The sequence below is a fragment of the Blautia sp. MSK.18.38 genome (assembly GCF_024460535.1).
GTDB classification, from domain to species: Bacteria; Bacillota; Clostridia; order Lachnospirales; family Lachnospiraceae; genus Blautia_A; species Blautia_A fusiformis.
Map to the genome: position 1 here is coordinate 82,353 of NZ_JANFYP010000006.1, position 13,310 is coordinate 95,662.

Below are 13,310 nucleotides of genomic sequence, written 5' to 3' on the forward strand. Positions count from 1 at the left end.
AGGGGTAGCAATGGCGTATGAACATAAAAAAACTATATAATATATTTAAGGAGGAAATATTATATGAAAGCAAAAAAGGTTATGGCATTAATGCTCTGTGCAGCAATGGTAACAAGCATGAGCGCAACTGCAGCTTTTGCAGCTGAGGAGAAAGAAGATGCAGCAACAGAGAAATCTGCAGATTCCACAGCAGCTGAGGATCCTACTGCACAGTTCGACGGACTGAAAGCAAACGAAGCTTATGTGTTCCCGATGATGGTTAAATCTTTCCAGTCCACATACTGGGATGCAGCTCAGGAAGGTATGAAGAAAGCATCTAAGGAGCTGGGCGTTGATTATAAACCACAGGGACCGAACAGTGAGTCCGATATCGCTGACCAGGTTAACATGATCAACACAGCTATCGCTTCCAATCCTGTTGGATTAGGACTTGCAGCTTGTGATACATCTTCCGTTACAGATGCACTTAAGACATGTGCAGAAAAAGGAATCCCGGTTGTAACATTCGATACAGGTATCGCTGATGCTCCAGAGGGATCTGTAGTATGCGAGGTTTGTACAGACAACGCACAGGCTGGTGCAGTAGCAGCTGAGAATATGTACAACAGCATTAAAGACGTTGTTAAAGATGCTGACGGACAGGTTGTAATCGGTGAGGTTAACCAGGATGCAACAGCTCAGAATATCCAGCAGCGTGGTACAGGATTCATCAACAAGATGATCGAGCTTCTTCAGGCTGATGGAAAGACAGTTGCAGTAAGCGGCAACGAGTTCTATGTAAACGCAGCAGAGGGTGCTGACGCAGACGCTAAAGACGCTGACGTTGTTATCCAGGTAGCTGTTCCGGCACAGACAACTGTAGAGCTCTGCTCCACAGAGGCACAGGCAATCCTTTCCCAGGAGAACTGTATTGCAATCTTCGGTTCCAACCAGGTTTCCGCAGAGGGTGTTCTTGCAGCAAATGCTAACCTTAACGTTCTTGGTTCTGACCCGGCAAACGGTGATGTAGTTGGTGTTGGTTTCGATGCTGGTTCTATCATCAAAGCAGCTGTTAAAGATGGCACACTCGTTGGTGCTGTTACACAGTCTCCTCTTATGATGGGATACTATGCAATCTACGCTCTGACAGCAGCAGCAAACGGCCAGAAGCTTGAGGATGTTCCTACAGAGGGTTACTGGTATGATGCAACAAATATGGAAGACGAGAATATCGCACCTAACCTTTATGACTAATCATATAATTGATAAGATCGTGAAGTTATAATGAACGCGGATTGCGTTCACGGACGTATGAAATAAGAGATCCGCTGGCTGATTCAGTCAGCGGATTTTTTAAACAAATAATGTAGTAGTTCATAAATAATCGCTGTATTATTGGCAAATAAAGACACTTTTTTTGACAAAAGAGGTTCTTATCACCGGAAGGATCCTGATGTATGATAAATACAACATCAGATATGAAAGTGATCAGAAGCTTACATATTGAGGAGGATTTAAAAATGGCAACATATTATTTAGCAGTAGATATCGGAGCATCCAGTGGACGTCACATTCTGGGACATATGGAAAACGGAAAAATGATCCTGGAAGAAATCTATCGTTTTGAGAACGGCATGGTTAAGAAGGATGGAGAGCTCTGCTGGGAGTTTGACCGCCTTTTCAACGAGATCGTAAATGGTCTTAAGAAATGTAAAGAGATCGGCAAGATCCCGGTAAGCATGGGTGTTGATACCTGGGGTGTTGACTTTGTGCTTCTAGACAAGGATGACAAGGTTCTTGGCAACACGGTAGGCTACCGTGATCATCGTACAGAGGGAATGGACGAGGAAGTTTATAAGACAATTTCCCTGAAGGATCTGTATGCAAGAACCGGTATCCAGAAAGCAATCTACAATACAGTATATCAGCTGATGGCAGTGAAGAAGAAACATCCTGAGTATCTGGAGCAGGCTGAGACACTTCTTCATGTACCGGACTACTTCCATTTTCTTCTTACAGGCGAAAAAACTTGCGAGTACACAGAGGCAACCACAGGACAGCTTGTATGCCCGACAACCAAGGACTGGGATTATGAGCTGATCGATATGCTGGGATATCCAAGAAAGATATTCCAGAAGCTGATCATGCCTAGCACAAGCATCGGACATTTAACAGACGCAGTGAAGGAAGCAGTTGGCTTTGATCTTGAGGTTGTAGCACCGGCTACACATGATACAGGGTCTGCAGTTCTGGCTGTGCCTGCAAATGATGACGATTTCATTTATATCAGTTCCGGAACATGGTCTCTGATGGGAATCGAGAGAAAAGAAGCAGACTGCTCTGAGAAGAGCTGTGAGATGAACTTCACAAACGAGGGTGGATATGCAGGACGTTTCCGTTATCTGAAGAACATCATGGGTCTCTGGATGATCCAGTCTGTACGTCATGAGTTTGATGATGCGTACAGCTTTGCACAGATCTGCGAGATGGCTGAGGAGGCAAAAGACTTCCCGTCAAGAGTAAACGCAAACGATGAGTGCTTCCTTTCTCCTGAGAACATGACAAAAGAGGTTCAGGACTACTGCCGCAGAACAGGACAGCAGGTTCCGGAAACTCTTGGCGAGATTGCAACCGTTATCTATACAAGCCTTGCAGATTGCTACGCTAAGATCGCAAAAGAAATCGAGGAGATGACAGGAAGAACCTACAGCCGTATCCATATCGTAGGCGGTGGTTCCAATGCAGGATACTTAAATGAGCTGACTGCAAAAGCTACAAAGAAAGAAATCCATGCAGGCCCTGGTGAGGCTACTGCAATCGGTAATATCACAGCACAGATGCTGAAGGCCGAGGAGTTTAAAACGATCGAGGAGGCTCGTACAACCATCCATGAGTCCTTCGGTATCAAAGTATACAAAGCATAAATAAAAATAACTGGAGGTTTTATTATGTTAGTTAACACAAAGGCAAAAGTTGGTGTATTTTCAATTGCTTTAGGCGCATATCTTCCGCAGTTCCCGTCACTGGTGTCGGAGTTTGAGGCACAGTACGACGCATTCAAGAAAACGATCCCGGATACAGTAGAGATCGTTGACGGCGGAATGGTGACAACAAAAGAGCAGGCAATGGTGGCAGGAGATAAGTTCCGTGCAGCAGATGTTGACCTTGTATTTCTTCAGATGCTGACATACGCAACATCCTACAACATGCTTCCGGCAATCCGTGATCTGGATGTTCCGGTTGTTCTTGTAAACGTTCAGAAGATCAAAGCGCTGGATTATGAGCACACTGACATTGCCTCCTGGCTGGGTGAAGGCTATGCATGCGGTGCTGTAGGCGAGGCAGTTGCTGACCTTGAGAGAGCAGGCAAGAGACATGCGGTTATCACAGGCGTTGTAGAAGGCGGAGATCCTGCAGTTCAGGCTGAGATCGAAGACTGGTGCAAGGCTGCTCAGGTAAGAAGAAGATTCCGTGAGACTAACATTGCGCAGATCGGAAGACCATATCCGGGTATGATGGATCTGTATATTGATGAGACAAACCTCTATAACAGAATGTTCCTCTACACAAAACAGTTCGACTGGGAGAAGATGTGGGCGATCGCTGATGATATTACAGATGAGGAGGCAATCCGGGCAAAAGCACAGGATATCCTTGATACATTCGATATTGAGGGCGGCGGCACCATTGAGAAAGTATGGGATATGGCAAAATATGTAGTTGCTTTTGAGGAGTGGGTAAAAGACGAGCATCTTGGAATGATCGCTTCCCATTACGACGGATTTGCACAGGGTAAAGCAGGAGTCCTTGACAGTATGCTGATCCCGGCTTTCTCCATGCTGATCAAACAGGGTACTGCATGTGCGGTAGAGGGTGACATGAAGGTTGCCATGGCAATGAGTATCTTAAAGACAATTTCCGGTACAGGCCAGCTTTCTGAGATGTACTCCATCGATTTCAACGATGACATCTGCATCATCGGACATTCCGGAAGCGGTGACGCGGACATCTCCGACAAGAAACCAACCATGAAAATCGTGCCGGTATTCCACGGCAAAACAGGCGGCGGATACCTGACACAGTTCTATCCATACACAGGCCCTGTAACCTACCTTGCAATCACTCAGGATAAAGACGGAAACTTCAAATTCGTTGTAGCTGAGGGCGTAAACGAGGAGGGACCGATCCTTTCCTTCGGTGATACAAACATGAGAACACGCTTCACATGCGGAGCAAGAGAGTTCGTTAACCGCTGGAGCGAGGCTGGCCCGACACATCATATGGCAGCTGCTACAGGAAGACACATCGATACGATCCTGAAGGTTGCAAAAATCTTTAACGTACCGGTAGATATCGTGACAAGATAAATTCTTTCTTATGTATTCAACCTAAAACATATTCAAAAAAGGAGACTGCGCGGAGCGGTCTCCTTTTTCAGTGGGAAAAATAAGATAAAAAAGATCTGCCGGAAATGCAGCAGGCAGATTCGGCAGATTTTGGTTTTGCAGTTATTTTTTATGCATAAGTGTGTGCTCCCTGGAAAGCTCATCGTGCAGCTGGATGGAAGACCAGTGCTGAGTTACCGGTGTGAGCATGGCCTTCAGTGCAACAGGCGGGATCTGGTTTTCACGGAAAAAAGCAAGAAAATCATCCATCTGTGCACTGGAAAAATCCTTCAGCACGATCATCTCATCACTGAAATTGCTTCCCAGATTAAACTGGGATGAGGGATGAAATCCCGGAATCTCAAAAAGATATCCCAGCGGATGAAGAAATTCCGGCGCAGTGACGATCCGTGTCTTAACCTTCTGACGGTTCAGATAGCGGCGGATCTGGCGAAGCCGTTCTGGGTCGTTAAAATTATATAAAAGAGCTTCTGGCTGTGTATTCATATAGTGTCATACCTCATTTCTGAATAAAGATTTTTGTGGAACATAAGTTACTTTTCGCGATGTGCAGGGAAGCGGATCTCAACCTCTGTCCCCTCTCCAGGCTTGCTGGAATAAGTGAGTCCGTAATTATTTCCATAGAGAATTTGGAGTCTCCGGTGGGTATTATAAACTGCGATATTTGTGCCGCCGGACTGGCTTTTTCCCTTTCCGGAAAGGATAGTTGACAGGATTTCCGGCGAAATCCCAACACCGTCATCGGAAATCAGAAGAACAATATCCTCATTTTCCATCCATCCGGTAATAACAATAGTGCCGGATTTTGATTCTTTTTCCAGGATCCCGTGAAGAATGGAATTTTCCACAACAGGCTGAAGAGTCAGCTTCGGGATCTGGTATTCTGAAAGCTCATCCGGGATATCCGTGATCAGCTCAATGCTGTCGTGGTAGCGCATATTCTGAAGCTGCACGTAGATGGTTACATGCTCCAGCTCCCTTGCAATGGTAGAGATTCCTTTTTTGCGGCTCAGAGTCAGCTTATAAAAACGGGAAAGACTTTGCACTGCGTGACTGATCTCATCGGTCTGTCCCTGCAGTGCCATCCAGTTGATCATATCCATGGTATTATAAAGAAAATGCGGATTGATCTGTGCCTGGAGGGAATTGAATTCTGCAATCCGGAGATCTTCTGCAGCCTTAGCCTGCTTCTCCATTAGTTCCTCCATTTTTCGAGTCATATAGTTGTAGGTATCGATAAGATTACCGATCTCATCATGTGCCTGTGGACTTTCCATAGGAGTAGGCGGGCCGTGGCGGACGGTCTGCATCTGCCGGATCACAGAAGAAAGTCTTCCGGTAATGGAATGAGCCAGTACATTGGCAAAAATCAGAGCCAGAACCAGAAAAACTGCATAGATCAGTACGATCTGGACCATCAGTCGGTTGCTCGCATGGATCAGCGGCGGGGAAGGAAGGACCGTCACCATAAACCAGTCCGTATTGGAAATGCTGTAAAAACCGGCATAAACCTTTGTGTCCAGAATGTTCCGCTCAATGAAGTTATTGGAAGACATAAAGGAAGCCTTGATGGTGTCGTAATCCAGTTGGTAGATTCCGGATAATGACAGATCTGAGGTAGCAACAATGGCATCACGTTCGTTTACAATATATGAAACACTTCCTTCCAGAGATAGATTGTCGGAAAGAATGGAAGTAAGCTTGTCATCGGAATAATACACTGCCAGATAAGCCTTATAGGCAGTGGAGTGATAATAAAGGCTTAAAGGGCAGATATATGCCATATCACCATAATTCTTTTTTTCCCTGGGACCAAGATAGAAGGAAGGACAGAACATTTCCTGGGTGTTCCGGTTTCCCTGAAAGATACCGTACCAGTAGGTACCTTTCGCCTGACTTAAGGGAGCAAGGATATTCTTAGTGTTGGGATAAGTATCCAGTGTCTTCAGATCATCAGGAAAATCCACATAGATCTGTACATCGGTAACAATGGAATCTGTGGTCAGACGCTGAACGGCATTTTTAAAATCAGTGGCATGGTTAGATGTTGCAAGCTGTTCTGCTGAATCGCTGACCGGCATATAAAAAAGTTCCTGAAAAAAATTCTGTCCTGTAATATTCCGGGTAGTAGCGAGGATCGTATCCATAGTCCGTTCGATCAGAGGTGCAGTTTTTGCGGAGGCGTCCTGCTCCTGCCGGATGGTATTGGAAACCACCATGCTATAAAGTCGTCCATAAAAAAGAAAGGCGGTAAGACAGGCAGGAATTACCACAATGCTGATCAGGGCAATGGTGAATTTTGTCTGCAGGTTTAAATTCAGGTAGCCGTTTTTGAAACGGCGCCAGAGGGCCCTCATGACATTTTCTCCCGGTATTCAGACGGGGAAAAGCCGGAGTATTTTTTGAAGCTTTTTCCGAAGTAATTGCCATCCGTATAGCCTACCTTGGAAGAAATCTCGGAAATCTTGTATTTGGGATCGGAAAGCAGCTGCTTGGCCTTTTCCATTCGGTATTCTGTCAGATATTGATTGAGAGTCTGTCCGGTCTCGCTTTTGAAAAAAGTGCATACATAAGATGCGGAAAGGTATACATGGCTGCTGATATCTTTTACGGAAAGTGTATCGTTCATATAGTTCCGGCTGATATAATCCTTGATCATAAAGATCGTGGAATTTTCCGGCTGGGAATTTTTCGCATCTTCAAAATACTGGGCGGTTTTTTCTTTCAGAGCTTTGTGAAGCTCTTCGTAGGTGAAGGCGTTGTTTAACGTATCTACGATCAGATCCTGCTTTTCATGAAGTTCGGTTTCCAGCTGATTTTTTTTACGGGAAGCCGAAAGTGTATTAAATAGCTGGTAATAAAGATCACGGATCTGGTTAGGCATAAATGTGTGATTGCAGCTATAATACCGGAAAAGCTCATCAAGAAACTGAAAACAGGGTTCTTCTTCTCCGGCCAGGAGATATTTGGAAAAAGTATTTTCCGGTGAATGCAGGGAATCCGGAACCGGTCCCTTCGGTGAAAGCAGGCGGATGGAATTTTCCGTCAGAAATGTTTTTTCCGGAAAGAAAAAACAGTTCTGCAGAAGGATCACGGCAGAAGCGTAGGACTGATAAACCCTGAAAATATCCGTTACGGTATTTCCGGCAGCGATCAGATGCTTTCCGCAGGTGTCATATTGTCTGGAAATATAGCTTCCCACTGCGGAAAGGGTAGTCGGGGAAAGGGCATTCCTTCCATATATATGGTGGACCAGATACTGAACTCTTTTTTCCACAAAAAGACATTTCAGATGGTAATGCTCCAGAAAACAGGAAATGTCGTTCTGGAGATCTTCCAGGAAAATACCGGAAGCCTCCACAGATTCATTAAGCTTTACGATCACAGAGGTAAAATTCATGCCGTTCTCAAGAAGCTCCGGCTGCCCCAGTTCCAGACAGAGATCTGCAATTTTGTTGTTATCGGAAGGTGGAAGAGTCAGCTGTTGTGCCAGCCGGGTAGCGATTTCCTGAGAATGGATCGCTTCGCCACGATGGGAGCGGAGCTTTTGTTTGTAAAGAGTCTGCGCTTCCAGAACTGCCGCCTGTACTTCCTCGGGATGCAGAGGCTTTTCGATGTAATTGATGGCTTTTAGTTTGATGGCAGCTTTCAGATACTCTTTGTCAGAATATCCGCTCATAAAGATAGGGATACTGTCCGGCAGGAATTTCTCCAGACGCTCCAGCATGGCAATGCCTGTCATCCGCGGCATCCGTACATCGCAGAGAATGATCTCAGGTTTATACAGTCTGGCCATTTCCAGTCCGTTCACACCATCATCTGCCTGAAGGATCTCGGTGATTCCCAGAGAATCCCAGTCGATAGATGAGATCAGTCCGGTACGCGTAAGTTCTTCGTCATCGACGATCAGTAATTTCATATACAATTCTCCAATCGAGCATAGCTTTATAGCTTCGTAAATCGGACGTTTACAGCTCTGTTTATATTCCCAGAAAACTGTAACGTCAGCGTTATCATTATAGCATAAAGTATATAGAAATACGAGAATGGGACAATGGTTTATGAGTAATATTTTACAGGGAAAAGAAGAATATTTTACCCTTATCCAAAAATATTCCCATTATCAATCTGTGGGCCGGATGATAGAATATAATCAGATTAAAGGAAAGGGAGGAGAAAGAGCCGTGTCAGAATATGTTCTTGAATTAAAAGGTATTACGAAGATATTCCCCGGTGTCAAAGCTCTGAATAATGTACAGTTCCAGCTCAAACCTGGCGAAGTTCATGCGCTGATGGGTGAGAATGGTGCTGGTAAATCTACGTTTATCAAGGTTATTACCGGAGTACATAAGGCAGAAGAGGGTGAGATGTTCTTAAACGGACAGAAGGTTGACTTCAAAGGTCCGAAGGATGCCCAGGAGGCAGGTATCGCTGCCGTATATCAGCACCCTACATCATATCCGCATCTTACAGTAGCCGAAAATATTTTTATGGGTCATGAGATCATTAAACATCATATGATCCAGTGGAAAGAGATGAATCAGGAGGCAAACAAGTACCTGAAGGAGCTGGATGCAGACTTTGACGCAACAGCAGAGATGGGTACACTTTCTGTTGCACAGCAGCAGATGGTCGAGATCGCCAAGGCACTTTCCACAAATGCGAAGATCATCATTCTGGATGAGCCGACAGCAGCACTTACCAGAAACGAGTCCGAGAAGCTTTACACACTGGTTGACAAGCTGAAAGAGAATGGTGTTTCCATTATCTTTATCTCCCATCGTTTCGAAGATATGTACCGTCTGGCTTCCAGAGTTACCGTATTCCGTGATTCCCAGTACATTGGAACCTATGATGTAGATGGAATCACAAACGCAGATCTGATCAAGGCAATGGTTGGTCGTGAGATTAACGATCTGTTCCCGAAACCGGAAGTGAAGTTTGGAGATGAGATGCTCCGTATCGAACATCTTTCCAGAATAGGATTTTTCAAGGATGTTTCTTTCAATGTACATGCAGGCGAGATCGTAGGTCTTACCGGTCTGGTTGGTGCAGGACGTACAGAGGTTATGGAAGCTGTCTGTGGAATTACCCGTCCGGACGAAGGAAAAGTTTTCCTTGAGGGAAAAGAAATTTATATCAAGACTCCGTCTGATGCAATGGAAAAAGGTATCATCCTTCTTCCAGAGGACAGACAGAAACAGGGTCTGGTTATGAGCTGGGGACTTGGAAGAAACGTAACACTTCCGATCATCAGCAAATATGCAAAATCCGGATTTAACGATGAGAAGGCAGAAAGAGAACTTTCCAAGAAACTTCTTGAGGAAGTAGATACCAAGGCAGTCGATATCTTCCAGCCGGCAAGCTCTCTGTCTGGTGGTAACCAGCAGAAAGTTGTTGTTGCGAAAGCTCTTGCTCAGGAAATGAAAGTAGTTATCATGGATGAGCCGACAAAGGGTGTCGATGTCGGAGCCAAAGCTGAGATTTATGCGATCATGGGAGACCTTGCAAAGAAAGGATATGCAATCATCCTGATCTCTTCCGAGATGCCGGAGATCCTGGGTATGGCGGACCGTATCATTGTTATGTGTAATGGCCGCAAGACAGGAGAACTGAACAGAGGAGAGGCAACACAGGAGGGAATCCTTGAGCTGTCCATGGAAAAGAGCACTGGAAAGGGGACTAAATAATGGAAAAGAAATCTGTCATCAAGAAGATTACAGGCTCCCGAGAGGCTCTGCTGGCAATTATCGTAATCGTGCTGTTTGCAGTTGTCACAGCGATCAGCCCGTCATTCCTTACGCCAAAGTCACTCATGGAGATGCTGAAAAATAATGCAGTAACAATGGTAATGTCACTTGGTATGTTATGTGTCATGCTGGTAGGCGGAATTGATATTTCCATTATGTCAACTCTGGCACTTTCCGGTATGTCCATCGGTATGCTTCTGAAATACGGACATATCACAAGCACATTACTTGCTTTCATCATTGCAATGGCAATCGGTATTGCCTGCGGACTGGTTGTAGGTCTTGTAATTTCAAGAGCAAACGTTCCGCCGATCATTGCAACCATGGGCTTTATGTACATCTACAGAGCAATGGGATATCTTGTTTCTCACGGTGGTGAGTGGGCAAGTGCCGCAGCTCTCGGTGATTTTAAGAATTTTGCCACCACAAATTTCCTTGGAATCAACAAGGTAATCTGGGTGATCATCGTATGCTACGTAGTATTCTTCTTCTTTATGAAATGGACAAGAACCGGTCGTAGGATCTACGCAGTAGGAAGTAACGCAAGTGCAGCACAGGTTTCCGGTATCAATGCAAAGAATATCAACCTTCTTGTATATGTGATCATGGGATTCCTCGCAGGTCTTGGCGGAGCACTTCAGGTATCTGTTTATGCTTCTGCAATGCCTGATATGCAGTACGGTGGTGAGATGGATGTTATCGCAGCCTGCGTTATCGGTGGTGTAAGCATGAGCGGTGGACGTGGAACCGTAGTAGGTGCATTCCTCGGTTCCATTATCCTTGCAACGATCGCAAAAGCTCTTCCGCTTGTAGGTATCAGTTCACTGTGGCAGAACATGATCAAGGGTGTTATCATCCTGGTAGTAGTTGTGATCAACGTTGTTCTGCAGAGAATCGCAGATAAAAACGCATTAAAGGGAAGGGAGATGTAAATCATGGCTGGAAAATCTGGAAGAAGTATTAACAATGTGCCGGAAAATCCGATGAAACACATCATATTCAGTTGGGAAGGCATCCTGGTCATTCTCTTTATCCTGGTAAATATTTTCTGCGCATCATTTTCTGAGTTTTATAATATGAAGAGTGTTCTTCGTCAGATGCCGGTTTACCTTGCAGAGGTATTCATGATGTTTCCAATGGCGTACATCCTGGTATTAGGCGAGATTGATATTTCCGTAGGTGCGATCGTGTGTCTCTCCGCTACCTTAAGCTGTATGGTCTGCAACACAAACGCTCCGTTCATTGTAGTAGTACTTACAGCACTGGTTGTTGGTGCCCTCTGTGGTGCGGTTAACGGATTTATCCTTACCCGTTTCAAGGAGCTGCCTCCAATGATCGTAACACTGGCAACACAGATCATCTTCCGTGGTATCGCTGAGGTAACACTTGGAGCCGGCGGAAGTATTGCGATCACAAACACAGATGGCTTCCGTGCTATCGGTGGAAAGGTTGGAAATATTCCATATATTCTTTTCCTGGTGCTGATCCTTGGTGTACTTTTTGCGATCTTTCTTGGAAAGAGTACATTTGGACGCCGTACATATGCGATCGGAACAAACCGTGTGGCAGCTTATTACGCAGGTGTTCACGTAGAGAAGATCCGTTTCATCATCTACACAGTTATGGGACTTATGTCCGGACTTTGCGCAGTATTCCTGGTATCCTCTTCCTACGGTGCAAATACAACAACCGGTAACGGATTTGAGATGGATGCCATTGCAATGGCAGTATTCGGAGGTATCTCCTCCACAGGTGGTAAAGGTAACCTGGCCGGCGGTATCATTTCTGCATTCATCATCGTATGCTTACGAGTTGGCCTTGGACAGAAGAACGTAAATGCTCAGGTGATCCTTCTCATCATCGGTGTACTTCTGGTAGCAGCAGTAGCTCTTCCGAATATCATCGGCGATGTGAAAAAAGCAGTCGCAATGAAGAAAAACTAAATATCACTTTTGAAACTCATATGATTGTTAGCTGCCTCCATTGGTGTAGCGGAGGCAGTAGCATATAAAAAAATTATATTCTTATAGGGAGGAACAACAATGAAAAAAAAGGTAATTAGCGCAATCCTTTGTGGAGCAATGGTTCTTGGTACAGTTTGCCCGGTTCTTGCAGCAGATGACAAATCCGAAGATACTAAGACAGAAGCAGCAGCTGGCGATTCTGCAAAAGGCAAAAAGATCGCTCTGGTTGGTAAAGCAGCCGGTAATGCATTCTTCGAGATCGCAGCGAAATCTTTCCAGGAGACAGTAGAGGCTGAAGGCGGCGAGGTTCAGGTCGTTTATCCTGAGACAGCTACAGCTGATGCGCAGATCAAGGTTCTTGACAACCTGATTTCTCAGGACTTCGATGCAATCTGTATCTCCGCTAACGATGTTAACGCTCTTCAGGCTAAGCTTGAGGAAGCTATGGATGAGGGAATCAAGGTATCTTCCTTCGACTCCGCACCGAACAAAGACAGCCGTGAGATTTTCGTAAACCAGGCTGGTACAAAAGAAGTTGCTCAGGCACTTATGGATGCAGTTCTTGATATTTCCGGTGGTGAGGGACAGTTCGCTATCCTTTCCGCTACATCTCAGTCCGCTAACCAGAACGCATGGATCGACGCGATGAAGACCATCATGGAAGGCGATGACAAATACAGCAAGCTTGAGCTTGTAGACGTTGTATACGGTGATGATGAGCCGCAGAAATCCACAGACCAGACAGCAGCTCTTCTTCAGAACTACAAGGATCTGAAGGTTATCTGCGCACCTACAACAGTTGGTATCGCAGCAGCTGCTAAATATCTTCAGGATAACGGATCTTCCTGCAAGCTGACAGGTCTTGGACTTCCATCCGAGATGCAGGAGTACACAGGTGATGATGATTCTCATTCCTGCCCATACTTCTATCTGTGGGATATGCAGGGCCTTGGAAAACTCAGTGCTTACACAACAATCGCTCTGATCAACGAAGACATCACAGGTGCTAAAGATGACAAATTCACAGCTGGTGACCTTGGTGACTACACAGTAACAGAGGCAGATGACGGCGGTACAGAGGTTGTTCTTGGTGCACCTCTGAAATTCGATACAAGCAACATCGAGGAGATGGCTAAGCTGTACTAATCAATCCTCAGATTGACTGTATAATCATATGATAAATCCTTTTGGGACAAGGCGGAGTCTTCGGA

The 13,310-nt window shown here is 45.3% G+C and carries 10 protein-coding genes; 7 read left to right on the forward strand and 3 right to left on the reverse strand.

What is annotated here, in order from left to right; translation table 11 throughout:
• Window positions 1–63: 63 nt before the first annotated feature.
• The 3 genes from NE638_RS05605 (at window position 64) to NE638_RS05615 (ending at window position 4,346) form a co-directional block, all read left to right on the forward strand.
• The gene (locus NE638_RS05605) at window positions 64–1,233 is read left to right on the forward strand and encodes a substrate-binding domain-containing protein (protein WP_022427194.1); all 1,170 of its coding nucleotides are present in this window, start codon (window positions 64–66) and stop codon (window positions 1,231–1,233) included.
• A 266-nt stretch (window positions 1,234–1,499) separates the two neighbouring features.
• The gene (gene rhaB / locus NE638_RS05610) at window positions 1,500–2,903 is read left to right on the forward strand and encodes a rhamnulokinase (RefSeq protein ID WP_015527297.1); all 1,404 of its coding nucleotides are present in this window, start codon (window positions 1,500–1,502) and stop codon (window positions 2,901–2,903) included.
• A gap of 24 nt (window positions 2,904–2,927) precedes the next feature.
• Window positions 2,928–4,346: an arabinose isomerase gene (locus NE638_RS05615; RefSeq protein WP_118608413.1), complete on the forward strand. Its 1,419-nt coding sequence runs from the start codon at window positions 2,928–2,930 to the stop codon at window positions 4,344–4,346.
• A 141-nt stretch (window positions 4,347–4,487) separates the two neighbouring features.
• Here NE638_RS05615 and NE638_RS05620 read toward each other — a convergent pair whose 3' ends face one another.
• The 3 genes from NE638_RS05620 to NE638_RS05630 are packed head-to-tail and all read right to left on the reverse strand — an operon-like array spanning window position 4,488 to window position 8,304.
• Window positions 4,488–4,871 (reverse strand): DUF3783 domain-containing protein, encoded by a 384-nt coding sequence (locus NE638_RS05620; protein ID WP_021652148.1) that lies wholly within the window; start codon window positions 4,869–4,871, stop codon window positions 4,488–4,490.
• Between the two features lie 47 nt (window positions 4,872–4,918).
• Window positions 4,919–6,742 (reverse strand): sensor histidine kinase, encoded by a 1,824-nt coding sequence (locus tag NE638_RS05625; protein ID WP_110102891.1) that lies wholly within the window; start codon window positions 6,740–6,742, stop codon window positions 4,919–4,921.
• Window positions 6,739–8,304, reverse strand: coding sequence for a response regulator transcription factor (locus NE638_RS05630; protein WP_173745896.1), 1,566 nt, complete (start codon window positions 8,302–8,304; stop codon window positions 6,739–6,741). Before NE638_RS05630 ends, NE638_RS05625 begins: the two co-directional genes overlap by 4 nt.
• Window positions 8,305–8,569: 265 nt before the next feature.
• Here NE638_RS05630 and NE638_RS05635 point away from each other — a divergent pair, with 265 nt between their 5' ends.
• The 4 genes from NE638_RS05635 (at window position 8,570) to NE638_RS05650 (ending at window position 13,245) form a co-directional block, all read left to right on the forward strand.
• Window positions 8,570–10,075, forward strand: coding sequence for a sugar ABC transporter ATP-binding protein (locus NE638_RS05635; protein ID WP_110102921.1), 1,506 nt, complete (start codon window positions 8,570–8,572; stop codon window positions 10,073–10,075).
• Entirely contained in the window at window positions 10,075–11,067 is a 993-nt protein-coding gene (locus tag NE638_RS05640) for an ABC transporter permease (RefSeq protein ID WP_110102893.1), read from the forward strand. The genes NE638_RS05635 and NE638_RS05640 overlap by 1 nt, the downstream gene beginning before the upstream one ends.
• Before the next feature lie 3 nt (window positions 11,068–11,070).
• Complete coding sequence (locus tag NE638_RS05645) at window positions 11,071–12,078, forward strand: ABC transporter permease (RefSeq protein WP_092068559.1); 1,008 nt, start codon at window positions 11,071–11,073, stop codon at window positions 12,076–12,078.
• A 99-nt stretch (window positions 12,079–12,177) separates the two neighbouring features.
• Window positions 12,178–13,245: a substrate-binding domain-containing protein gene (locus NE638_RS05650; RefSeq protein WP_022427045.1), complete on the forward strand. Its 1,068-nt coding sequence runs from the start codon at window positions 12,178–12,180 to the stop codon at window positions 13,243–13,245.
• Window positions 13,246–13,310: the final 65 nt, after the last annotated feature.